The following is a 23,142-nucleotide window of genomic DNA, read 5'->3' as shown; positions in this document are numbered from 1 at the left end:
ATTAAAATCTTTTGATTTTAATCGCTTGATTCATTTTAAGCCAGCTGCTCTTTCTCAAACTGACTATTATATAAATCGGCATAGAAACCTTTTTGTTCCATCAAATCTTCATGATTTCCTTGCTCGATGATATTTCCTTCGTTCATAACTAGAATCAAATCCGCATTACGAATAGTGGAGAGACGGTGAGCAATCACAAAGGATGTGCGGTTATTCATTAATTTGTCCATCGCTGCTTGAATCAATTCTTCAGTCCGAGTATCGACCGAACTGGTCGCTTCATCCAAAATCAACATTGGCGCATCTTTGATGATCGCACGCGCGATCGTCAATAATTGCTTTTGTCCAACGGATAAACTGACACTGTCATCCAAATAGGTTTCATAGCCCTTCGGCAAGGTTCGAATAAAATGGTCGATCCCAACGGCCTTGCAGGCATTAATGACTGTTTCATCAGAGACATGCCGCTGATTATAGATCAGATTATCTTTGATCGTTCCTTCAAACAGCCATGTATCTTGCAGTACCATACAGAATTGATCATGAACCTCTTCTCGGGTCATATCTTTAATCGAAACACCGTCGATCATAATATTGCCTCGATTCGTCTCGTAAAAACGCATCAACAGATTGACGATCGTTGTTTTCCCTGCTCCAGTTGGACCTACAATCGCGATTTTTTGTCCCGATTTTGCTTCGACATTAAACTGATGAATGATTGTCCGCTCTTTATCGTAACCAAAGCTGACATTTTCAAAACGAACATTGCCTTCTGCGTTTCGTAATTTTGCTGGTTTATCTGACTCATCGGTCAATTCATCCTCAGCTAAAAATTCGAACACACGACTCATAGCAGCCCCAGCCGACTGAAGATTAGAAAAGGCCTGGGCCAGTTGTGATAAAGGTTGTGAAAATAGACGAATATAGACTGTAAATGCTACGACAACGCCTAAAGTAATATCACCCCGCAATGTCAAGACGGCGCCGACAACACAGACTGCTACATACCCAAAGTTCCCAATAAACCCCATCAATGGCTGCATGATTCCAGAAAGGAATTGTGCCTTCCAAACGCTGCCATAAAAATCTTGATTAATTTCATCGAACTCGACCTTCATGTCTTGCGCAGCATTGTAGGCGCTAATGACTTGCTGCCCAGAATAAGCTTCTTCAGCGAATCCATTGATCTTAGCTAATTTCTGCTGCTGTTGGTTAAAGTGGACCTGCGATTTCGCCATGATAAGTGACATCAACAAGAATCCTAATAAAACAGAAACGACCGATGTGAGTGTTAATAGTAAATTGGTGCGGAACATCATGACCAGACAGCCGATGAATAAAGTAATCGATGGAAACAGTGAACTCAAACTCTGGTTCAGTGATTGACTGACGGTATCCAAGTCATTTGTCACCCGACTCAGTGTGTCTCCCTGACTGTGGGAATCAAAATAGTTCAACGGCACCGCGTTGATTTTTTCCGAAATTTGACGACGCATTTGTTTAGAGAAACGCTGAGTAACTGTCGCCACAATAAATCCTTGGAAATATGAAAGAATGGCCCCGATACCATACAAAACCACTAAGCTCAGTCCAATTTGACTGATCCTCGTAAGATTGATCGAACCTCGCAATCCTTGCGTAATCAAATCCGTAATCTCACTTAAACGATTCGGACCGACGATCTGCGTGACACTTCCGATCGTCGCAAATAAGATCGCTGCAATCAAAGGCCATTTATATTGATTGACTGCTTTAACGATATTTTCTCTTAAAGGATGCTCTTTCGTCTGCGTTTGAACATTTTCCAGTGTATTATCCATGAGCTAATTCCTCCTTTGAAAGCTGCGAATAGGCGATCTCTTGATAGACCGCATTTGTTTCTAGCAACTCCTCGTGGGTTCCCTGCCCCACGATGTGCCCTTCATCCAAAACAACGATTTGATCCGCATCCATGATCGTGCTGATCCGTTGAGCGACGATCAATTTCGTTGTATCGGCAAGTTTTTCTTTTAGAACTTCACGTAATTTTTTATCTGTCTTATAGTCCAATGCTGAAAATGAATCATCGAATAATAAGATCTCCGGCTGTCGTGCGATTACCCGAGCAATCGCTAAACGCTGCTTCTGACCGCCAGAAAAATTACTCCCGTTTTGAGCGACATGGCTATTCAATTTGTCTTCTTTTTCATTAACAAATTCACTCGCCTGCGCAATCGACAGTGCTTCCTGCATTTTTGTATCATCCAACGGATCATTGCCGCTGGTTCCAAAATCTAAATTGGACTCGATCGTTCCACTGAACAGTACAGGTTTTTGCGGAATATAGCCGACGATATCATTCAAATTTACATGACTATACGTATTGATTGGTTGCCCATCAATCGCGATCGTCCCTTCACTCACCTCATAGAAGCGAGGAATCAAATTCAGAATCGTACTTTTTCCGCTGCCGGTTGAACCGATAAAAGCGACTGTCTCTCCCTGTTCCGCTTTAAAATTGATATCATGGATCACTGGTTCGGAGGCATCCGGGTAGCGGAAGGTCACATTATTAAATTCCACCGTTCCCTTATTCTCTGGATGAACTTTCTCACCCTCTGTCGGAAATTCGACTGATGATTTTTTAGCTAAGACTTCATTGATCCGTTTAGCCGAAACGGTCGCCCGCGGCAAGATCATGAAAATCATCGACATCAAAACAAAGCTCATAACAACTTGCATCGCGTAAGAAGAGAACACGATCATATCGCTAAAGAGAGACAATTTCACCATGCCTTGCGCCTGTTGAATCATGTAGGCACCAATCCAATAAACAGCAAGGGTCAAGCCGCCGGATATCAAACTCATACCTGGGCTCATCAAGGCCATCACTCGTCCCGCGAATAGGTTGGTCGATGTCAGGTCTTGATTAGCTGTTTCAAATTTTTCTTCTTGATAACTTTCCGCATTATACGCACGTACCACTCGTAATCCTGTTAAATTTTCCCGCGTGATACTATTTACCTTGTCTGTCAATTGTTGAACCTTTGCAAAACGTGGTTGTACTAAGGTCAAAATTACCGATAACAAAATCAGCAAAATCAAAACGGCTACACCCGTAGTTGTGGTCCACTGCCAGTTCTTACCAGCAATCTTCACCACTGCCCAAACCGCCGTGATCGGTCCCTTGATCAACAATTGCAATCCCATCGCAACCACTTGTTGAATTTGAGTTAAATCATTCGTAGTCCGTGTGGTTAAACTAGGGATCGAAAATTGTTGAATCTCATGTGTCGAATAATCCATCACTTGGCCAAACATATCTTGCCGCAAACGGCATGTTAAACTGGCGGCCAATTTGGCAGCGAATAAACCTACGATCGACGAGAAGACAAAACTCATTAACGAAAGCAAGACCATCCAACCACCCGGTTTTAAGATCTCTCCGATGGCGGTGTTAGGCGTTTGGAGCAGTGTTGTGATCTTCGACATATAATCGGGTACTTTTAAATCCATCCAGACTTGTCCAACGATGAATAGAACACTAACCAGTACCAGCAATCGTTCTTTAGAATTGGTTCTTTTTATTAGTTGTATCATGATATCCTCCTTCTGATTACATTAGCATGCTAACTATCGGCGGAAATAGAAATCTGATTGTTTTACCAACCAGATTATACTTCGATATTTCGTTTGAACTTTTGCATCGTTGCGAAAAACTGAGCCAATTCTTCCTCTGAAATTCCCTGCTTCAATACCTTCTCGATGCCTTCAATTTGTTTTTCAACCTCAATCGTTGTTTGAATTGCCTTCTCCGTTACGATCAGTTGTTTCAATCGCTTGTCCTTTTGAGATGGAGCAGTCGTTAGAAAACCATTTTTGATCATACGGTCAACTAGATTGCTGGCGGTGGGTTTTCGAATCGACAACCTTTCTTCCAAATCTTTTTGATAGATTTCCTTGTCGCGATTGTGGACCAAATAGCCTAAAGCAAAGCCTTGTGGCCCACGAATGTGCCCGCCTTGACTCATTTTCTCAATATACCTAGCAATCAGCAGCGATAGCTCCCTGACCTCAAAACCAATGGTTTCTGGCTCATTCATGTTATTCTCTCCCTAAATAGTTATCATGCTAACTATTCTAAAGTCATTTTCTATTTTTGTCAACCTTGTTTGCTATTCTCTTCTTTTTTATAGATCAGTGTCACGATGTCGCAGATCAAGGCACAGAGAAAACAAGAGATCGTTGCCATAAGCACCTTATTACTGGCAGAAATTTCACTTAGCCTAAATATCAGATATAACAGCAAAGAGGTTCCCATTAAAATCCCGCCAAACAAACGATTTGAAAACTGCCAAATTCGTTTCCCGTAACAAATAAACGCCAGTCCTCGATAGCCGATCCCGCCAGTATATTCCTGTGCGCTAATCACCAGAACAACTAAGCCTAAAACTGCGAATAATAAGGGTACCGAGTCTACCTGTGCTTTTTCTATGATCCCTGCAACGAACATCTCTAGCCCTCCAGTGTTCACTTTTATAAATCGATTATACCCTATATTTGAATATACAAAAAAAGCGATCAAAACCAGATTGGTTTTAATCGCTTTACATTTTTTACGCACGTTTAGTATTGTCGCAGCTTGGTCCTGTCGGTGTTTCATTTTTATTTGATTTAGCTAATCCTTTGATCGATGCACGAATGATCATTGAAGCCGCGAAACCAACCAATGCCAAAACAGCGAAGATCCGTAACACATTGGTATACGCATGGAACATTTCAGTGATCTTATTCAAGAAGATCGGACCAAACATTCCTGCTGCGGCCCAAGCCGTCAAGATATACCCGTGGATCGCGCCGACTTCTTTCGAACCAAAAACATCACCGATATAAGCGGGAACGATTGAAAATCCTGCGCCGTAACAGGTCATCAGTAAGCAGATCAATGCCGCAAAAAGCAGCGGTGAGTTCACCACTGATAAACTCAGCAACACGACGATATCAATGACGAAAAGGATCGTAAAGACATTTTTCCGGCCTAAGAAATCGGATACCAAAGCCCAGACTAAACGACCGCAACCGTTGAAGACTCCCATCACTCCGACCATCGTAGCGGCCATCCCTGCGCTCATTCCAGTGATTTCCTGCGCCATTGGCGAAGCTTCGGAAACGAGCGAAATTCCACAAGTAATATTTAGAAACAGCATGAACCATAATAACCAAAATGTTTTGGTTTTAATTGCTTGATTAGCGGTTAATTGAACACCGCTGTATTGTATTTTAACTTCGGTTTTTGAATCGGGCGCCTCAAAACCTTTCGGCGTCCACCCAACAGGCGGTTTTTCCAAATAACGCGAAGCGGTAAACATGACTAAGAAATAAGCAACACCTAAAATGTAGAAGGTTTTAGAAACGCCGACATGCACCATCAATTGCTGTGCGATCGGTCCAGTGATCATTGAAGCAAAACCGAAGCCCATAATGGCCAGTCCAGTGGCTAGTCCTTTTCTATCCGGGAACCACCGAATCATTGTTGATACTGGTGTTACATAGCCAGCGCCCAACCCAATCCCGCCGATAATCCCATACGTAAGATACAGCATTGGCAGCGAATGACTAGAGATGGCAAAACCAGTCGAGATAATTCCTAGGCCGAATAAAATCGATGCGACCGTTCCGGTTTTTCTTGGACCAAATTTCTCCACGAATTTCCCCATGAATGCCGCTGATGTTCCTAAACAGAAAATCGCTAAACTAAATGCAAAAGAGATCGACGATTTGTCCCAACCTGTCATCTCTTTGATCGGTTCCTTAAATACGCTCCACGCATATGCTGAACCGATAGACAGATGAATCGCTACTCCTGATAAGGCGATCAGCCATCTATTTTTTTCCCTTTGCATCCTCTTCCCTCCTGATTTCAATGCATTTGTTGTGTTTGAGTGCGATAAAAAAGAGATAACATCCGTTATCTTTTTTTATTTAAAAAAATATTTTTTTCGAACACCCAATAAACACGAGTATACGCTCTCATTTACTTAAATTCAACAAAAATTTTAATATAATTCGAATACAATCTTTCTTGTTAAAAAAAAGAATTTTGGAGGAGGAGTTTATGTATTATCATCTTATTTTTAAGTTCATCATAACCGATCAAACCGCGTTTTCATATTAAAAAGATTACTGAGAGACAAAACAGCTCTCAGCAATCTTTTGTTCTTTTCTAAATTACTCGTTAATCGATCGTCCATTTCAGCAGCCTATTTTTAATTTTTTCAAACAGCTGCATCACCAATACCAGTACTAGCACCATAAAGATGAAGCCGCCCCACATGTTTTTGTAGATACCTAAGCTCGAATAGCGTTTGACGTAGAAACCCAGGCCATATGTTGCACCATACATCTCCGCATAGACCAGCATCACGAAAGAACTGCGTAAAGAATTGACAAAGCCCGATAAAATCGACGGACTAGCCGCCGGTAAAATGACTTTGAAAAATTTCTTCGCCCCATGTAATTCTAAGGTCGCGGCATTATCCAAATAGCGCTTATCAATCGTTTGAATCCCCGTAATCGTCGCAAAAAGTGTCGCCCATACCGTCCCGTAGACAATCAAAATGACCGATGCCCACCAAAAGTCCGGTGCCAATAAAACGACAAACGGCGAAAGCAAAATCGACGGTACACAGCTGAAGGCGTAAATGATTGGATGCAAAATCTCGCGCAGGCGAGTATTCATCCCAACCAGTACTCCTAATCCTAAAGCGATCACTAATGTTACTGCAATCGAAGGAATCAGGAGCTTCAACGAATAAAGTAGATTGAGTACCGCATAATCTCGATCCTTGACAAAAGCTGCCCAGATATCTTCGACTGGCGGAAACATCAGCGCATTGAATAATTTATTGTCAGAAATGTATTTATAAAGAAAGACGAACCCGACGCAAATCAGAAACGTGATCCAATATTTTTTGATGAATGCCTGTATTTTTCTCATCCTAAATCTTCCTTTAGGCGACTACAAATTATTTTCTTCATAGAACGTAACCGCATTTTTATAGAACTCTGGATCTTCATCACTATATTTCTCCACAGCCTCATCTAGCGCTTCTTTATAAAGATCCGAATAGATCCGATCCTCAAGCTTCACATCTTTATCTTCTTGATCGATCCCGCCAACGGCTTTCATATACTTGTAGTTATCCATAACCGTATTTTTAACCGTATCCGGATTAATCCGGTAATGCTCATTCAGCATATAGGCTTCAACATACTCTTTGTCTGTACCTAATTGTTCTGCCATTAACCCTACACATTTTTCACGATTTGCTTCAAAATAGGCCTGCGCACGGATCAACGCTTCATTCAATAATTTAACGGTTTCTGGATTTTTCTTCACCCAAGAATCCCGTGCGACCATCCGGCAGCAAGAATAGTTTGGCGTGATATCGCTGCAATAATCCACGATCTTGATCCCTTTTGTGTTTTGGACTTGATACATTTTTCCCGTGCCAATTACAGCATAATCAAGTTCGCCTTTTTGGATCGCAGTTATTTCATCATCATCGCTGATATCAACAAAGTCGATTTCTTTTTCTAAATCATGTCCCTGTTCATACAATTCATGCAATGTTGCATAACGAGAGATCGTATCTCCATATTTACTTCCTAATAAGGATTCAGGACCCTTCCATTCCGTATCATCTGCCGCAATAATCGGCATCGAACCCGTCAGCATAAAGCCGCCGATAATCGCCATATCATCTCCCGCCGCGATCATTTGGACCGGCGTCCATGTTCCTGAATTAGAAGCAATGTCGACTTGCCCAGTAGTCACTGCTTCCAGCTGTCCTTCATCCAAAGGAACCTCGTCGATCGTTAAGCCAAGCTCTTTAAAATAGCCCTGATCTTTGGCGATACTCACCAAAACATTTCCGCTATTTCCCTGTGCCCACGTGATTTTTTTAGTATTGCTCTTTTCTGACTTCGCATCTTTCTTGGTATCCGCTGTGCCACTCTTCGCTGAATTTCCGCCGCAGGCACTTAACCCCAAAACCAACGCTGATAATGCCAACAAAGCCATCACTCTTTTTTTCATGCTTCTCCTCCTAATGTACTTCCTATTCAATATGTTTTTCAACATCGCGATTGATGTTCTTAATCAAGGTATTACGCAATTTCAGCACCTCTAGATTTTCAAATTGCGTGTCTCTTGTCGCTCGTTTTTCATCGGGAATCCGACATTCGTAAATAATGTTGCTTGGCGACTGGCCTAAAACAACGATTCGATTTGCCAACAGGAGCGCTTCATCCACATCATGCGTCACAAAAAGGACTGTTTTTTTCATTTCTTCTTTTGACCATAAATCTAGAATCAGATCTTGCAGACGGGCACGTGTTACTGCATCAAGTGCTCCAAAAGGTTCATCCATCAAAAGAATCGGGGAATCGACGCTCAGTGACCGTGCAATCGCACAGCGCTGTTTCATCCCGCCCGAAAGCTCTTTCGGCAATTTTTTATAGACCGTTTGATCCAGACCAACCTTTTCGAACATATCTAAAATGATCGTCTTCAATTCCTTTTTATCCTTTTGCGGATATTTTTGTTTCAACGCGAGTAAAATATTCTCACCCGCACTCATCCAAGGAAATAAACCATAGTCTTGAAAAACGACCCCTCTCTCTAAACTCGCTCCCTTGATTGGGACAGAATCGATGGTAAGAGCTCCCGAAGTCGGCGTTTCCAATCCGGCCAACAGCCTTAAAAAGGTGCTCTTGCCGCAACCCGATTGTCCTAATAAACAAACAAATTCTCCAGATTCAATCTCCAAATTGACATCTTTCAAAATCAATCGATTCGGTGCTTCCTTATACGCAAACGATACATCGGCAACTTTTATCTGTTCCATGTGTCTCCTTTCCCAGGCTAAAGGCTCCCCCGTAAAATGAAGGAAATCTCTATTTTCGTTTCGAATGCCCTGCCGCTGATCGCCAACAAGCATTCTTTTCCAAAGCTATCTATGATTGTAGAACGGCAAAAGCCTGTTCAAAATCGGCAAGGATGTCTTCCTTATTTTCCAGCCCGCAAGACAAACGAATTAAATTGTCTTTGATTCCTGCTGCTTCTCGATCCTCTTTTGGCATATTGCCGTGGGTCATGCTGGCAGGATGCTGCACTAATGTTTCTGGGTCCCCAAGACTGACCGCGATCGAGGCAAGTTTCAATTGGTTCACGACTTTTTTACAAGCAGTAAAGCTATCCATGCCGTTGATTCCCTCTTTTAACTCAAACGCCATGATCCCGCTGAACTGATTGCTCATTTGTACTTTAGCCAATTCATACTGCGGATGACTTTTTAGCCCCGGATAATAAACCTTTTCGACAAAAGGCATATTTTCAAGATATTCAGCGACCGCCAAACCGTTTTCGCAATGACGTGCCATTCGTAACTCCAATGTTTGCAATCCGCGAATAACTAAAAACGAATTGAACGGACTTGGCGTTGAACCGCAGATTTTCGTTGCCGCATCTTTACGAATCGTCGTAACATCTGCCTCATTACCGATCACAAAACCTGAAATCACATCCCCGTGTCCATTAATATATTTCGTACCGCTATGCACGACGATATCGGCGCCTAAACGTAATGGGTATTGAATTGGCGGCGGCGCAAAAGTATTATCGACCACTACTTTGATCCCATGCTTGTGGGCTAATGTTGAAATCGCCGTGATATCCGTTAATTCAAGTGTCGGATTCGTCGGTGTCTCAAAGTAAATCATTTTTGTATTTTCTTGGATTGCTGCTTCCACCGCAGCCAGATCACTGGTATTCAGGAAAGTCGTTGTAACACCAAATTTTGTTAATGTATTTTTCAACACCAGTGACGAACAGCCATAAATACATTCCCCGCTGATCACATGGTCTCCAGCTTGTAATAAGCCCATAAAAACTGAACCAATCGCTCCCATGCCCGACGCCGTTGCAACACAAGCTTCGCCGCCTTCTAATGCCGCCAGTTTATTTTCTAGCGTTGCATTCGTTGGATTGCCTCCACGAGAATATGCATATCCCGGAATCTCACCGTCAAAAATTTGTGTCCCTTTTTCGACTGTCTCAAAACAAAACGTCGATGTTTGATAAATCGGTGTAGCCAATGATCCATAAACCGGATCAGGCTCTTGCCCTGCATGAATAGCCAATGTTCCAAACCCAACTTGTTCCAAATCAATCTTGCTCATTTTATTCCTCCACTTGTCTTCATTATTGATTCGCTTAAACTTCCATTCATAGATACCTTGGATTCCTTCGATTAGAATGTTTTTTAAATACAGACGTTATTAAACAGGTATCGCTTGCCTGCAATTTTTTTGTCCACGACAAAAAGAGGCATACCATTCAGTATGTCTCCCCATTTTTCAATCGCAAATAAACCCACTAATTATTGAAAAAAATGAGGTGAGAACGCCTGTTTATTCTGTTAGCTGTCCTAGAAACTCTAAGAATTAGCGATTCTCACGCTCAGTAACGATGCTTAAACACATTCTCACCTCCTCGTTCATTCCAATTAAGTGAATTCCATCACTAGTATACCTTTTAATGATAGCGTTTTCTATACTATTCAAAAAATAGTTCTTTTTTCATTTTTTTAAGAAAAAGACCACCCAACGATATACGTCAAGTGGTCATTTTCAGAATGAATCCCCTAATTATTAATGCGTCTTTTTTTGAACAGGTACATAGAACCGCATTTTTCCCACACCTGAATAGTCTTCAAGATTAAAATTTCCGGCAATTTGAAAAGCTTCATTTTGTGTCAGTTCACCATAACTGCGGCCAATCAGCTGATCTAACTCGATTTGATCGGTATAACTCAGTTCAAAACACGCATATGTTCCGGCCGGCAAATCAAATGTTGAAGGACGCAGCTCTGCTGTCTCTGTATTCCCGATCAGATAGCATTGATCGCCATCAATTACTGCGTTTACTGCAAGCAGTTCCCCTTCAGCTTTTGCTGCGTATTCTTCTTTTGCCCGTATTTTCTGTTTGCTCATTTCTGCCAATCCATCCGCGGAAGTCGGAGCCCTCAAGGTCGTGATCCAACCATGAACGGTCATCGCCTCTCTCTCAATCGTCTTAAACATGACCAGTTTCCTTCTTTCTTTTGAGTTAGCTGTCTTATTTATCAGTAAACATTCTTTCTCTATACAAAATCTGGGATTCATCCACTACACGTTAAATATATGCCCCTCACCTACTCAGTACAACAAAGATGCCTGCTAAAAATGAACGATTTGTGCGGCCGCAAGAATATAAAGCACTAAACAAAAGAGATTCGCAAAAATTGTAATGAGCAAGAAAATACTGACACTATTTTTTACGAACGACGTCATGTCATCCTGCAAGTTTTTAAAATGAATCACACATAGCCAGATCGTAACGATCATTATCCAAAGTTGAACAGGAATGATATTCTCTAATCCCCCGCCATTGAGCACCGCTGCTAATCCAATCATTGAAAATAAGAACATAGAACCCGCGCCAATGATTGAAAACAACCCCATTCGAAGCGAATCCAACAACTTTGCCTCTTTCCTCATCTTAGTCATGTACTTCGCATCTCCTTTCATCAAATAATCAAGGGATACCTCATAATAATCACTGATAGCAACTAACGTCGGAATATCCGGGTAATTCTTTTCATTCTCCCAATTCGAAATCGTTTGACGTGTCACATGAAAAATATCCGCGGCCTCCTGCTGTGTAAGCCCTCGTTCTTTTCTTTGAGTCTTTAAAATTTCAGCAATCATAATGATCTCTCCCTCCTAACTTAATGATAGAATCTCTAATTAAATTATACTAGAAAGGACCGCTTTCCTGACTCATTTATCGCGCAAGCCGTGTTTGTCATTTGAATATTGCAACGACATTCTGCAACAAACTTGCCTTTTCCTGCAACAAACGAAAAATAGATTCTTTCTGGTACCAATACTTGCTATGCTTAAGTCACAGAAAAGGACAGAGGGGGACAGATTACTCGAACTATTTCATTATATAAGGAGAAAACAGATGCACATCAACTTTACCTGGGTAAAGGAAAAAGCGATAAACGAAATAGATATCTTCGCTAATCCTGAAAATGAAGCACGATTATTACACATTGAAAAACAACTACAGCAAGAGCAGGAATTACTCGCGATCGATCCAAAGAATAATCGCTCAGTCAAATTGTCCTTGAATCAAATCTTATCTTTTGAAACGCTAGGACATCTGGTAAAAGTGACGCTGCTGGATCAAAAATCATATATCCTGCAAAAGCGGCTCAAAGAACTAACTGCTTTAGAAAGCCAAAATTTTTATCGGATCAATAACTCGCAAATTTTAAATCTAAACTGTATCCAATCGTTTCAGTTAGGTGAACATGCCCGCTTGGAAGTTCACACGCAAACAGCTTCAATTTATGTCGTCAGTCGCCACTATGCTAAAAATATTAAGGAGAAACTCTCATGTTCAAACAATTAAAAAATAATTTCTTTCAAGCAGCTTTCGGATCAATGGTCTGGATCACCATCATTTGTTCACTAACCGATTTCTTTTCAAAAATCCCCTTCAATTACGTGTGGAATCTGATCGGGATCAGCGGAATGGTCGGTCTCGTCTTTGGCATAATTTATCCCTATTTGTGGAACTACTCTACGTTGAAGGCTTCCACTAATATCATTCTCTGCACAGGAATCAATACGCTATGTGCCTATGCTTGTGTTTATCTTTATTCGACACAGATGTTTGATCTAATCCGTCCATTTTTTATTGGGGTTTTACTTTTGACGTTGATTTTGCACATTATTTCCTTCTATTTTTATTCAAAACACGACAACAAGAAAATGGCCGCAACCTTAAATCAATTAAATCCTTAAAAAAAATCCCTGACGTGATCACTCATGTCAGGGTTGTTCTATGCTCTAATTTACGATCAAAACGTTACGGTTTTATCGGCCCATTCTACCATTTCGACACAATCAAACATGGTTGAAATCGGACAAGACGTCTGGTCTTCTAATTGACGCGATTTTAGACAAGTGCCGCAAGCTAATAACTCGCCACCCTGTTCCTTTAGTTTTTTCATCTCTGCCGGCACATCGTATTGCTCATCTTCAATGCTTTCGACTTCAACAGCTTCCCCCATTAAGAAAAATTTTACTTCATGCTTTTTCTTTAATGCGGCTACACCAAAGCGAAAGGCATTCCACGCCTTTTCATGTTCCTTTGTCTCCAAAATAATTACTACCTTCATTTCATCGCTCCTCTACTTTAGCTCATAATAGTCTTTATCCTATTTACCTAAATTATAGCGTTTTCAATAACTGAAGACAATCGTTCGAAAAATAATCGTTTATTTCTACGAGCCTAAGATTCCTGCTGACCAAAAAAATAAACGGTACTCAGTTTGCACCACTATCGCGATCGATGCCGGTGTAAAGATATTGTTTGATATTCTTTTATTAATAATCGGATAAAAATCTTTCCACTAATTATTTGCACAAATTTTAGAACACTTTCATATCTTGCACAGTCACCTTTGGAATCACTTGAGACAAATAGGCAGCAATCGTTTGAAGTTCCTCACCTATTTGTTCCTCCGTAACGCCAGGCACACCATAAATAAAATATAACCCATTCTGCGTATTCTTCGTTATTCTCGTTCGAAAATCTGGGCCTTTGATAATACTTGAAACAACCCCAGTTTGATCCGATAGATGCATATCTTCAAGCATCAATGATTGTTCCTTTTTTGATATTCCTTGGTACGTGAAAGGCTCATTTGCCACATCAATCACTAAAGAGCCTTCAAAGGTATCTAAGTCATGCCCTGCGGTTAATAACAGGTGTTTGACCTCCGCTAAAAACATCGCCTCTACCGCCGGTCCCACCGAAGGAATGCTTTTGTCTTTCAAAAGGATGGATTCCAACTGACCCAAGACATGATAGGTTTTCTTGAATTTTTTGTAATATGCGCCATAGTGACACAACGGTTTCGTTTCTAACATTTTTTTCCGTTCATACTCGGGATAAACCGCCCTCAACTGCTCAATTTCTCCAGATACGATTGTATCCATTATCGCTCTATCACTGTCTTCTTGTAATCCATTAACCACTAAGTAACCAAACTTGGCATCAGGATAAAACTCACTCACTGCTGCTGATTTATCGATCATCTTTTCATTCCTTTCCTTTTTCAGATATGCTATGATTTTAGCATCCAAAAAGCGGACCTAAAAGTACCGCTTTATTGATTTTTTGATAGTACCACTTTAAAGGAGTTGTACCTATGTGGATCAAGCTTGATAACAAAGGTAAGCTGGCGCTGTCCCGGCAAATTGACCATCAAATTCGCCAAGAAATTCTCAGAGGACAGTTGCCCGCCGCAACCAAACTGCCCTCTACTCGAAAACTGGCTGCTGAGCTATCTGTCTCACGCAATACTGTGGTTGAGGCTTATAATCAGCTCATTGCCGAAGGGTACTTGAAGACCTATAAAGGATCTGGCACTGTTGTAGCTGAAGGTCTGAACGCAAAAGATCTTCTTATCGCAACTGCTCAAAACAAGCAGGTTAAGCAAAAGAAATTACATAAAGAACGAATTGATTTTAAAACAGGCGTTCCGGCCTTAGAACATTTTCCTCGAAAAATTTGGAGCAAGCATTATCGTGATGTCTGTGAAAACATTTTCCCCCCCGAGCTTGGTTACACCGTAACTTCAGGAGTATACGAGCTTCGTGAGGCAATCGCTCAGTATTTGTATCAGACAAGAGGGGTCGTTTGTGATCTCGATCAGCTCATCGTTACTTCCGGAGCCACACAAGGTCTCTCTATAGCCGCTCATCTGTTGAAAAACACCCGAAAAAAAGTCTTAATGGAAAATCCGACCCACCGTGGTCTGCGTGAGGTGATCCTAGCTGCTGGCTGTTCGATTACTGATATCCCCGTTGATATTCAAGGGATTTGTACTGAGTTGATCCAAAAAGAAAAAGAGTCCTCCTTCATCTACACTACTCCTTCTCACCAATACCCATTGGGAAGTATTTTGCCAATCAAGAGAAGATTGGAACTTGTACGTTACGCTGAACAGAACGATTGCTTTCTTGTTGAGGATGACTATGATAGCGAGTTTCGTTACGAGGGGCGGCCTATCAGTACATTGTATGAGCTAAATCCTGAGCGAGTCATTTATCTCGGCTCTTTTAGCAAAGTATTAGCCCCGTCAATCCGTTTAGGCTTTATGATTCTTCCTAAAAGCCTTCTTGATAAGGGAAAATATTTAAAAAAGTATTCAGATGTTCACTCCGATACCCTCAGCCAATATACTTTGGCACGTTTTATAAAAAGCGGTGAATTCGAGCGGTATATTTGGAAAATGAAAAAACTTTACGCCAAAAAGCGACAGCATATGATTCAAACCCTGACAACTTATTTTCCCAATCAATTTGAACTTTTAGGTCATGCTTCTGGACTTCACCTAATTGTGAAATTCACTGATGCTGTCTTCACCCCAGAGCTGCTAGAAAAACTTGAGGCTAATGGAGTTCGTGTTTATCCAATAGGATCTTTCTATTCGCAAAGGAACGTCGCTCAAAATGATAAAATTATTCTTGGCTACTCACATCTGTCACTTGAAGACATTTCCAGTGGGATAAAAATTATCCGCAAGACGTTAACAGAATAACAAAAAAAGTATCAGTATTTTTTCATACTGATACTTTTTAATTGGGCCTAACGATTCATCCTTAGGCGCAATCAGTTTACTCTGGTTTCTGGGTTACGTCTTCTTGCATTTTTCCTTGCGCAAGGATATTTACACGAGTTTGTAACTCTTCATAAAGTGAAAGAACTGATTGACGTGAATCATTCACTTCTTCAGAAATTTCTTTTGCCTGATCATTGATTGTTGCTAATTCTTTTTTGGCTTCATCAATAATCCGATAAGCTTCCATCTTAGACTTTTCTACCATACGATTGGCTTGTTTCCGTGCTGAAATCAAGACCTCACCAATCTCCTGTTGCGTTGAAATCGCTTCTTGTTTCAACTGTTCATTTTCTGAGTGGAGTGCCGCAACTCTTTCTTGCAATTCAGCCATTTCTTTTGCTTGAATCTCTTTAGCCGCTTGTTCTTCCACCATTTGGTCCATCGCTTGATCTTTTTCAACGATTACTTTGTCTAATTGAGAATACTGTTCGTCCTTCTCATTAATTTCTGCGAGAAGTTCATTGATCTGACCTTCCAATTGATGGATTTTTTCTTGGCGTTGGATTTCTTCATCTTTTTGCTGAGCAACTAACGCTTGGTGTTCTTCGTGAATTTCTTCCAACTCCTGTTCTACAGTGGCCAAATGGGTTACGGAATCCTTCAATTTCTTGTTTTCTTCTAGAGTTTGCTCCAATTGTTGTTTCAGATTGTCTAACTCTTGGGTCTCTTTTAGACGCTGAACCTCTTGCCGAGCTCGTTGAACTTCTGCTTCTAAATCTTGAATTTGTCGACGATTTTGTGCCTTTTCCTCACCCATTCGTAAAACAGATTGACGATAGTTCTCATTTTCTTTAGTCAGCTGTTGATTTTGGGTCGACATTTCTTTTTTATACTTCTGTAAAACTTGTTCTTTTTCAAAAATCAAACGCTTCAATTCTTTTACTTCTTCTGTTTGCTTTTCTGATAACTCTGGTACCGTATTATCAGAGACCATCTTTAAGGCAGGCGCAGGCTTTGCTTGAGTCGGTGTCGGTGCCTGCGTTTGACTCTGTGTTTCTGTTTCAACTTTCTCTTCTGGAACGGAATTGATTTCATCGATAATGTTCTTATTGAAAAACCATCCGCTCTTTTTTTGTTGTGCTACCATCTTTTTCCCTTCTTTCCATTAGTCTTCTTGAATCATTAAAAATTTATCTTCTCCATTCTCACGAGAGAAAGTACAACTGTAATCTTGTTTCTGTTTCTCCCCATCCCTTACATTTAGTTGGAAGGTGATCTGAGTCAGATTGGATACCCCCTCTGCTTCAGTCGCAAACGCCTGGATGTTTTTCTTGATTTGTTGGCGATTGTCTTCACTGGTCAAATCTCCCGCCAAAGCAATGTTTAAAGTTTGAGTCGGTATATCTAAGACGATCAATGTCGTCGGCAAGCCAAAATAAGGACTAAGTTTATTGGAAAGATCACTCTCCATTGCATATTGTTTTTCCCGGCTATCATCGGAGAACAAATCGTCCCATGAATATTCCTCCAAGCCGATCCCCTCTTTGGGGTACTCTTTGACCGGCAGCTTATTCACGAGTTTCTTTTGTTCCTTTTTCATCACTTGGACATCATCTTTTAGTGCATTGTTCTGTTCATTGACTGCATAAAGCTGATCTTGTACTTGGAACAAGCTATAAGTAGTCAATAGTACCCCTACTGCTAAACAGAAGGTTACGAATAATAAAGCTGATATATGTTTCGTTTGTTGAATTTGCCTGACATAATCCAACTTCCGCTGAAAAGTCGCCGATGCATCTCTTGGTGGCTTGATCAATTGCAAGCGAACGTTGATAACCATTCGATATAACCACACTAAGAGCACTACAATAATGAGCCCTATGCAAATCCAATTAATGATTATCACGAGTTTTCCCCTTTTCTTTTAGTCTCCCAATCTTGCGAGATGAATCGCTGGAAAACGAAATTGGACAGTTCCCTCGATTGATTTTCGGTGTACAAAACCAAACGTTCGACTGTCTTTAGAAACGTCTACATGATCCCCAACCACAAAGTAAACATCCTCTGGAATTTTGTTTAGCGTTTGAAATTCATCTGCTACGGTTGGCGATAGCTGATACGTGTTTGTCGTTTCAAAATCACCTTGTTCTCCAATATCTAGAACCATCCGCTCATTTCGTACAAACATGCTGTCGCCTGGTAAACCAATCACACGTTTGACAAACATCCCTTCTTCCTTATCAATTGAAAAAGCAACAATGTCGTAACGTTGAACCTGACTTTTTTTCTTTACTAGAACTTGATCCTCTTCGGTCAACGTTGGGATCATGGAAGTGCCTGAAATCGTATGAACACTATAGTGCTTTTGTAATTGCCCTCTCATAACAAGCAGCATCGTTACAGATAAAATGATTAGAAGTACGACAGTTAAGAGTAATGTTCTCCTATCATTCGGCGGATCCTCAGCGTGACCATAGCGCTTATTTGCCATGAGTGATGGCACCCCTTTATTTTGCTTTAATATACGTAACTAGATCGGATTTCGCTAAGTTTGCATCAATAACCCGATAGGAAATCACAGTACCTCCATAAACATTGCCTTCAGAGATCAAGATTCCCTCTGGTCGAACGACCTCAACAAAGGCAACATGTCCATAACGCGGATCTGATCCTGCTGTACCCGGTGTGAAGGATATCAACCAGCCCGCCTTTGGCTCACGACTGATTTCATAGCCTAATGCTTTCCCTTTTGTTCCCCATTCACCGCCGTTGCCCATAAAGTCATCCACGCTCTTTCCTAACTGTTTAACTCGGTTAAAGGCGTACCATGTACATTGTCCAACTGGATACGAGCCAGAGGTGTTGTAATTGACCCCGTTATAATCTGGGTAACGCATCAAGGAACGATATTCTTCTGGAATCTCTTCTTTTCCTTTAACAAAGACTCCTGAAGACTGGTCAATCTTCACTTGATCGTATTGCGTCAAGTTATAGACCGCAATGATCGAATTTAATTTTCTATCATAAGAAGTATCTGTGGCGTAGGTTCCAGTCAATGCATGCGTTGACCGCAAATAATTTTTAGCTGTGGACCGCCATGTTTTTTGATAGTAGCCATCATTACCGGAAATTCCTCCACGCAGTAATTGAACATAATCCCCAAGTGAGGCTGCATAATTTGGATACTTGCGGAAGGAAGAGTTAATGGAATACAGCTCGCCATTTCCACGATCTTCTTGAGTCGCCATCGAAACAGCCTGCCCTTGATAAGTTCCTTTCACCCCGAAAAGGTTATAGTTTGGCGGCAATGATAAACCGCTGCTTCCCGAACCACTTTCCAGCAACGCTTGTGCGATCATCACTGAAGCAAAGACATCATATTCTTGACCCAATTTACGCGCGTCTTCCGCAATTTTTGAAATAAAGTTCTTTGACCCTTCGTTTTCAGTAAAATTAATCGAGGCAGGATATTCCGCTAAAATCGTTTGACCATACTCTGTCAGGGTAACGTTAGGCAACGCTTGAACCAATAGATCTTCCTCTATATCCATCGGCTGAAGAACGACTTGCCGCTGCTTTTCTTTTTTGTCTAGTTCTTTCTCTTCTTTATCTAAACTCTTATCAGCCTTTTTAGCTTCATCATCTTCCTTAGTTTCTGCTTCTGTTGATTCTGATGAAACATCTGTTTCCACATCATCCACAGTCAAATAGTAATCTTTACCGACATATACACCGACGATTTCAAGCTGATCCTTTTTTTTCTGATAGAGTACGCTGCCGACACTGATTTCTTCTTTCGGTTTCTCGGGCGTTCCTGTGATCTCAGCCGCAAAAAGATCGCTATAAAGTTTAGCCGCTAATTGTTCTACATTGAAGTCTTGTTCTTGTTCAATTCCAAGCTTTTTGATACCGTCGTAAATCAAAGCCGCATGGGCTTTATTTTCAAAGCTTGAAAGCAGCGGCAACTCGAAACCCTTCAGATCTGATTGTGCAACTTCAGTAGTTTTTAAATCACTTGGCAGCTGCAAGGTACTCGTTTCTGAAAAAGCATCTGGTGTTGTTTGATTAATAGCCGCACTAGCCTCAACCTTGGGCTCACTTGGTGCCGGCGGTGTAGGTGTACTCTGTGCTGGATTTTGACCTGAACCTGGTGCTGGTGTAGACGGAGCTGGCGTACTTGGTTGCGGTTGCTCCTGGTCAGAACTTGGCTGCGTCGAAGAACTGTTCGTTGTTCCCGTTGCCCCTCCACTAGTTGAACTGGTAGTACTCCCCGGCGTACTGCTAGAAGTAGAAGTTTCACTTGTAGAAGTACTTGGTTTGGTAGTGCTAGATGTTTGACTCGTTGAAGTCTCACTGCTTGAATTTGATGATTCTTTTGTTGAACTATCGCTTGTTGAACTTTCACTCTTCGGTGGCTCAACTGTGCTGCTCCCTGCTGGTACTTCCGTTACCGATTCCTTCGGCGTATTCGCCACTGGCGGTTGCACCGTCGGAGTTTCTGCCGCAGTGGATGGTTCCGCTGATGGAGCATCTGGCACAGGAGCTTCAGGAGCCGCTGATGGTTCTATTGGTGTTTCTGGTGTGGGCGTGACAGGTTCCGGAGCAGTTGGCTCAGCAACTGAACTTTCTGGTACCGTTGTCTCTACGACAGAAGATTCTTGCAGTAATTCATCTGCTTTCAATGCCCCGCTGCGCAGGCTAGCTACTCCCCAACAAAATACTGCTACCCCGCAAATTACCATAACAATCTTTTTCATGAATATTTCCCCTTCTTTCTATCTTGGATCAAGCAAAGTATTAAAAAATACTAGGGGCAACCAATGACTTGAAAAAAAATCAAGGATGCTGACAACAATCCGCATCCTTGATTCATTCTTCGATAATGATGCATCCATCACTTAAAAATTATCCAATGAATGCTGATCATTCTTCGCCGCTCATTGCTAAAATTTATAAGTAGCATCTGATAAGTCACAATATTTCACTGACTCACGGCTTTTTGGCTTCTCACAATAAGGAGAGACGCTAATCAACATGATCGATGACTGATACCCATCAACCTTCTACATGTTGTCAGTAATAAAATTACAATGACCGGATTTCTTATGTATTTTTGTTTTTTTATGAATCGTTTATGATAATTTTGCTCATTGCAAATGATCGTTACTTAACCTCTTTACAACAACCGCAGAAAAATCTAGAAACACCTTCATTGCGCGCACCATTGGTTACACATATTATTTTACCTGCATTTATAAGGAATGTCCCAGCCATTTTTAAAATATAAAATTTAATTTTTGGATAAAAATAAGCATTGACGCTATTTGTATCCGCTTCCAAATTTGCCGTTGCCTAAGTCTAGCTGATTCCACAATTATTAAGAGTGATAATATCAGAAAAATTCTTTTTTTGTTTTTTTTATTCACTTTTTGGATAATTACTTTTAAAGTGTTGAGCCTGCAAAAAAAAGGAAACATCGGCTATAAAGGCCGATGTTTCTGTCAATGAACAATACTATTTTCTTTTTTGGTTCGTAATTTCTGAACTGTGGAATGTTCCTGTAAAATCTCGGCTAATTCCAGTAGATTCTTGATACACAGATCTGCGCCCTGTTGGTAGAAAATTTCGGCCGTTTGTTGGTTTAGAAGCTCCATTTCTTCTTTTGAAAGCTGTTTGTATTCTTCCAAAGATAACCCCATCACTGAACTGCCTTCTGTCACTGCGATGCTCAGAACACCCGCATTTTTACCTTCTTGAATATCAGAAATGGTATCTCCAACTTTGATGACCTCTTCCATCGAGTGATTTTGAAAGTAACGCATATTATCAAAAATCATAAAGGGATACGGCCGTCCTAATGAATCTACATCATCTGGTGTAACAACATAATCTGGATGGTAGCCCTCTACTTTGGCAGTTTCAAAAACAACGGCCATCATATCCTTGGTATAGCCAGTTGTTGAACCAATATTATAGCCCAGCTGCTTGATCTTTTTCATTGCTTGTTTGGTTTCCGGCTTAAGGTGACTGTTTTCTGCTAGATCCGCAAACAAGTATTTTTCAAAATCTTGATAGATACCTAATACATCCGCTTCAACTGAAGGTCGGCCATACAGATTAAACCATTGCCTTTTAACTTTATCAAGTGCAAGCAGTTGCTTGATATGATCGATTTTAAGCATCCCCATCGGCTTTCGAATTTCCTCATACGTAAGCTCAATGTTTTTATTCTCAAAAGCCTTCTTAAACGCTGCGACGGGAGCCATACAACCAAAGTCGACAGTCGTTCCCGCCCAATCTAAAATTATCGTATTAACTGACATTCGCTACCTCCGTATATTTCTCAATGACTTCGACTAACTGATCGATATCTGCTGGATAAATATCACCGATATTTCCAATTCGAAAACAATCAACCGTACTGATTTTTCCCGGATAGATTACAAAACCATTTTGTTTTAGATGATGATAAAACGTGTCGAAATCAAATGCTAATTGCTCTGGGTAAAGGAAAGAAGTAATAAATGGCCCCTGATGCTGCTTGATAAATGGCTGGAACCCTAATTCTGCCATTTTTTGCCGCAACAGCCGATTATTGGTCAAATACCTCACATAACGCTGGTAGATGCCACCTTCTTTATCCAATTCCTTCAATGCTTGATGAAAAGCTAAGACTATATGCGTTGGTGAGGTAAAACGCCACTTCCCATCTTTTTCCATCGTTTCATATTGATCATAAAGATCTAATGAGACAGTTCGTGCAAAATCTCGACGTTTCTCCAGCTGATCCCGTTTCGCCAAAGTAAAGGAGAACCCGGGAACTCCCTGGATACACTTGTTCGAACTTGATATCAGAAAATCAATCGATAACGCGGAAACATCGATCGGAATGCCGCCAAAACTAGACATTGCGTCAACAATAAATAGTAGTTCATTATCCTTGACCAGCTTAGCGATCTCATCTAATTCGTTTAAAATACCTGAAGTCGTTTCACTGTGAACCATTGCGATAGCAGTAATTGATGAATCATTCTCAAGAATTTCCGCTACATCTGCTGCCCGTGGAATCTCATCCTCAGCAACTTCATAGACCGTGTAAGTTAAGTTATGCCGCTCACTCATACTGACTATTCGACGGCCGTACGCTCCATTCACACAAATCAGTATATGATCCTCCGGTCCGAGCATTGAACTCAAAACAGCTTCAACACCAAATGATCCACTGCCTTGCATCAAAATCGTTGTATATTCTGCATCCGATACTCCTGCTAAAGACAACAATTCTTGTCGAATCTCTTGGGTAATGGTTTTGTATTCCTGATCCCATGTACAATGGTCAACCATCATCGCCTGTTTAACTGATTTGGTCGTTGTCAACGGTCCAGGTGTTAATAATTTATAGTCCATACTGCACTCC

The 23,142-nt window shown here is 41.1% G+C and carries 22 protein-coding genes; 3 read left to right on the top strand and 19 right to left on the bottom strand.

What is annotated here, in order from left to right:
- Window positions 1-35: 35 nt before the first annotated feature.
- The 11 genes from I585_RS21260 to I585_RS21210 form a co-directional block, all read right to left on the bottom strand.
- Window positions 36-1,820 carry an ABC transporter ATP-binding protein gene (locus tag I585_RS21260; RefSeq protein ID WP_010741303.1) on the bottom strand — a complete coding sequence of 595 codons (1,785 nt, stop codon included), beginning with the start codon at window positions 1,818-1,820 and terminating at the stop codon, window positions 36-38.
- Window positions 1,813-3,579 (bottom strand): ABC transporter ATP-binding protein, encoded by a 1,767-nt coding sequence (locus I585_RS21255; RefSeq protein WP_010741304.1) that lies wholly within the window; start codon window positions 3,577-3,579, stop codon window positions 1,813-1,815. The genes I585_RS21260 and I585_RS21255 overlap by 8 nt, the downstream gene beginning before the upstream one ends.
- A 74-nt stretch (window positions 3,580-3,653) precedes the next feature.
- Window positions 3,654-4,082: a MarR family winged helix-turn-helix transcriptional regulator gene (locus tag I585_RS21250; protein ID WP_010741305.1), complete on the bottom strand. Its 429-nt coding sequence runs from the start codon at window positions 4,080-4,082 to the stop codon at window positions 3,654-3,656.
- Between the two features lie 59 nt (window positions 4,083-4,141).
- Window positions 4,142-4,492: a hypothetical protein gene (locus I585_RS21245; RefSeq protein ID WP_010741306.1), complete on the bottom strand. Its 351-nt coding sequence runs from the start codon at window positions 4,490-4,492 to the stop codon at window positions 4,142-4,144.
- A gap of 103 nt (window positions 4,493-4,595) precedes the next feature.
- Entirely contained in the window at window positions 4,596-5,882 is a 1,287-nt protein-coding gene (locus tag I585_RS21240; RefSeq protein ID WP_010741307.1) for an L-lactate MFS transporter, read from the bottom strand.
- Window positions 5,883-6,214: 332 nt separating this feature from the next.
- The gene (locus tag I585_RS21235; protein ID WP_010741308.1) at window positions 6,215-6,976 is read right to left on the bottom strand and encodes an ABC transporter permease; all 762 of its coding nucleotides are present in this window, start codon (window positions 6,974-6,976) and stop codon (window positions 6,215-6,217) included.
- Between the two features lie 21 nt (window positions 6,977-6,997).
- Complete coding sequence (locus tag I585_RS21230; protein ID WP_010741309.1) at window positions 6,998-8,077, bottom strand: ABC transporter substrate-binding protein; 1,080 nt, start codon at window positions 8,075-8,077, stop codon at window positions 6,998-7,000.
- Between the two features lie 22 nt (window positions 8,078-8,099).
- Entirely contained in the window at window positions 8,100-8,888 is a 789-nt protein-coding gene (locus I585_RS21225) for an ABC transporter ATP-binding protein (RefSeq protein ID WP_034709641.1), read from the bottom strand.
- Between the two features lie 109 nt (window positions 8,889-8,997).
- Complete coding sequence (locus I585_RS21220) at window positions 8,998-10,221, bottom strand: trans-sulfuration enzyme family protein (RefSeq protein ID WP_010741311.1); 1,224 nt, start codon at window positions 10,219-10,221, stop codon at window positions 8,998-9,000.
- Between the two features lie 471 nt (window positions 10,222-10,692).
- The gene (locus I585_RS21215) at window positions 10,693-11,124 is read right to left on the bottom strand and encodes an effector binding domain-containing protein (RefSeq protein WP_010741312.1); all 432 of its coding nucleotides are present in this window, start codon (window positions 11,122-11,124) and stop codon (window positions 10,693-10,695) included.
- Between the two features lie 135 nt (window positions 11,125-11,259).
- Window positions 11,260-11,790: a helix-turn-helix domain-containing protein gene (locus I585_RS21210; RefSeq protein WP_010741313.1), complete on the bottom strand. Its 531-nt coding sequence runs from the start codon at window positions 11,788-11,790 to the stop codon at window positions 11,260-11,262.
- Window positions 11,791-12,049: 259 nt separating this feature from the next.
- Here I585_RS21210 and I585_RS21205 point away from each other — a divergent pair, with 259 nt between their 5' ends.
- Both I585_RS21205 and I585_RS21200 read left to right on the top strand, forming a co-directional pair.
- A complete protein-coding gene (locus I585_RS21205) occupies window positions 12,050-12,502 on the top strand; it encodes a LytTR family DNA-binding domain-containing protein (protein WP_010741314.1) in 453 nt (150 codons plus the stop codon).
- Window positions 12,487-12,897, top strand: coding sequence for a hypothetical protein (locus I585_RS21200; protein ID WP_010741315.1), 411 nt, complete (start codon window positions 12,487-12,489; stop codon window positions 12,895-12,897). Before I585_RS21205 ends, I585_RS21200 begins: the two co-directional genes overlap by 16 nt.
- A 56-nt stretch (window positions 12,898-12,953) precedes the next feature.
- Here the strand turns inward: I585_RS21200 and I585_RS21195 are convergent, their stop codons facing one another.
- Complete coding sequence (locus I585_RS21195) at window positions 12,954-13,274, bottom strand: DsrE/DsrF/TusD sulfur relay family protein (RefSeq protein ID WP_010741316.1); 321 nt, start codon at window positions 13,272-13,274, stop codon at window positions 12,954-12,956.
- A gap of 253 nt (window positions 13,275-13,527) precedes the next feature.
- Window positions 13,528-14,196 (bottom strand): hypothetical protein, encoded by a 669-nt coding sequence (locus I585_RS21190; protein WP_010741317.1) that lies wholly within the window; start codon window positions 14,194-14,196, stop codon window positions 13,528-13,530.
- 113 nt (window positions 14,197-14,309) lie between these two features.
- On the opposite strand from I585_RS21190, the gene pdxR reads away from it, so the two are divergent.
- Entirely contained in the window at window positions 14,310-15,704 is a 1,395-nt protein-coding gene (pdxR, locus tag I585_RS21185) for a MocR-like pyridoxine biosynthesis transcription factor PdxR (protein WP_010741318.1), read from the top strand.
- Between the two features lie 76 nt (window positions 15,705-15,780).
- On the opposite strand, the gene I585_RS21180 is transcribed toward pdxR, so the two are convergent.
- The 6 genes from I585_RS21180 to phnW form a co-directional block, all read right to left on the bottom strand.
- Complete coding sequence (locus I585_RS21180) at window positions 15,781-16,872, bottom strand: coiled-coil domain-containing protein (RefSeq protein WP_010741319.1); 1,092 nt, start codon at window positions 16,870-16,872, stop codon at window positions 15,781-15,783.
- Between the two features lie 18 nt (window positions 16,873-16,890).
- Window positions 16,891-17,631, bottom strand: a complete 741-nt coding sequence (locus I585_RS21175; RefSeq protein WP_010741320.1) for a hypothetical protein — start codon at window positions 17,629-17,631, stop codon at window positions 16,891-16,893.
- 18 nt (window positions 17,632-17,649) lie between these two features.
- Window positions 17,650-18,216 (bottom strand): signal peptidase I, encoded by a 567-nt coding sequence (gene lepB / locus I585_RS21170; RefSeq protein ID WP_010741321.1) that lies wholly within the window; start codon window positions 18,214-18,216, stop codon window positions 17,650-17,652.
- Window positions 18,217-18,232: 16 nt separating this feature from the next.
- The gene (locus I585_RS21165; RefSeq protein WP_010741322.1) at window positions 18,233-20,482 is read right to left on the bottom strand and encodes a glucosaminidase domain-containing protein; all 2,250 of its coding nucleotides are present in this window, start codon (window positions 20,480-20,482) and stop codon (window positions 18,233-18,235) included.
- Between the two features lie 744 nt (window positions 20,483-21,226).
- Window positions 21,227-22,048 carry a phosphonoacetaldehyde hydrolase gene (gene phnX / locus I585_RS21160; RefSeq protein ID WP_010741323.1) on the bottom strand — a complete coding sequence of 274 codons (822 nt, stop codon included), beginning with the start codon at window positions 22,046-22,048 and terminating at the stop codon, window positions 21,227-21,229.
- A complete protein-coding gene (gene phnW, locus I585_RS21155; protein ID WP_010741324.1) occupies window positions 22,038-23,132 on the bottom strand; it encodes a 2-aminoethylphosphonate--pyruvate transaminase in 1,095 nt (364 codons plus the stop codon). Before phnW ends, phnX begins: the two co-directional genes overlap by 11 nt.
- Between the last annotated feature and the right edge of the window lie 10 nt (window positions 23,133-23,142).

This window comes from Enterococcus malodoratus ATCC 43197, assembly GCF_000407185.1.
Lineage (GTDB): Bacteria > Bacillota > Bacilli > Lactobacillales > Enterococcaceae > Enterococcus_A > Enterococcus_A malodoratus.
Note: the sequence above shows the minus strand (reverse complement) of the source record. Positions and strands in the feature narration are given on the sequence as shown.

Bases quoted from the DNA above. Each gene is read 5' to 3' on its own strand.
- phnW (WP_010741324.1), bottom strand. From the start codon at position 23,132: ATGGACTATAAATTATTAACACCTGGACCGTTGACAACGACCAAATCA.
- I585_RS21205 (WP_010741314.1), top strand. From the start codon at position 12,050: ATGCACATCAACTTTACCTGGGTAAAGGAAAAAGCGATAAACGAAATA.
- I585_RS21250 (WP_010741305.1), bottom strand. From the start codon at position 4,082: ATGAATGAGCCAGAAACCATTGGTTTTGAGGTCAGGGAGCTATCGCTG.
- I585_RS21240 (WP_010741307.1), bottom strand. From the start codon at position 5,882: ATGCAAAGGGAAAAAAATAGATGGCTGATCGCCTTATCAGGAGTAGCG.
- I585_RS21260 (WP_010741303.1), bottom strand. From the start codon at position 1,820: ATGGATAATACACTGGAAAATGTTCAAACGCAGACGAAAGAGCATCCT.
- I585_RS21195 (WP_010741316.1), bottom strand. From the start codon at position 13,274: ATGAAGGTAGTAATTATTTTGGAGACAAAGGAACATGAAAAGGCGTGG.
- pdxR (WP_010741318.1), top strand. From the start codon at position 14,310: ATGTGGATCAAGCTTGATAACAAAGGTAAGCTGGCGCTGTCCCGGCAA.
- I585_RS21245 (WP_010741306.1), bottom strand. From the start codon at position 4,492: ATGTTCGTTGCAGGGATCATAGAAAAAGCACAGGTAGACTCGGTACCC.
- lepB (WP_010741321.1), bottom strand. From the start codon at position 18,216: ATGGCAAATAAGCGCTATGGTCACGCTGAGGATCCGCCGAATGATAGG.
- I585_RS21215 (WP_010741312.1), bottom strand. From the start codon at position 11,124: ATGTTTAAGACGATTGAGAGAGAGGCGATGACCGTTCATGGTTGGATC.
- I585_RS21230 (WP_010741309.1), bottom strand. From the start codon at position 8,077: ATGAAAAAAAGAGTGATGGCTTTGTTGGCATTATCAGCGTTGGTTTTG.
- I585_RS21180 (WP_010741319.1), bottom strand. From the start codon at position 16,872: ATGGTAGCACAACAAAAAAAGAGCGGATGGTTTTTCAATAAGAACATT.
- I585_RS21165 (WP_010741322.1), bottom strand. From the start codon at position 20,482: ATGAAAAAGATTGTTATGGTAATTTGCGGGGTAGCAGTATTTTGTTGG.
- I585_RS21235 (WP_010741308.1), bottom strand. From the start codon at position 6,976: ATGAGAAAAATACAGGCATTCATCAAAAAATATTGGATCACGTTTCTG.
- I585_RS21225 (WP_034709641.1), bottom strand. From the start codon at position 8,888: ATGGAACAGATAAAAGTTGCCGATGTATCGTTTGCGTATAAGGAAGCA.
- I585_RS21190 (WP_010741317.1), bottom strand. From the start codon at position 14,196: ATGATCGATAAATCAGCAGCAGTGAGTGAGTTTTATCCTGATGCCAAG.
- I585_RS21255 (WP_010741304.1), bottom strand. From the start codon at position 3,579: ATGATACAACTAATAAAAAGAACCAATTCTAAAGAACGATTGCTGGTA.
- phnX (WP_010741323.1), bottom strand. From the start codon at position 22,048: ATGTCAGTTAATACGATAATTTTAGATTGGGCGGGAACGACTGTCGAC.
- I585_RS21220 (WP_010741311.1), bottom strand. From the start codon at position 10,221: ATGAGCAAGATTGATTTGGAACAAGTTGGGTTTGGAACATTGGCTATT.
- I585_RS21200 (WP_010741315.1), top strand. From the start codon at position 12,487: ATGTTCAAACAATTAAAAAATAATTTCTTTCAAGCAGCTTTCGGATCA.
- I585_RS21210 (WP_010741313.1), bottom strand. From the start codon at position 11,790: ATGATTGCTGAAATTTTAAAGACTCAAAGAAAAGAACGAGGGCTTACA.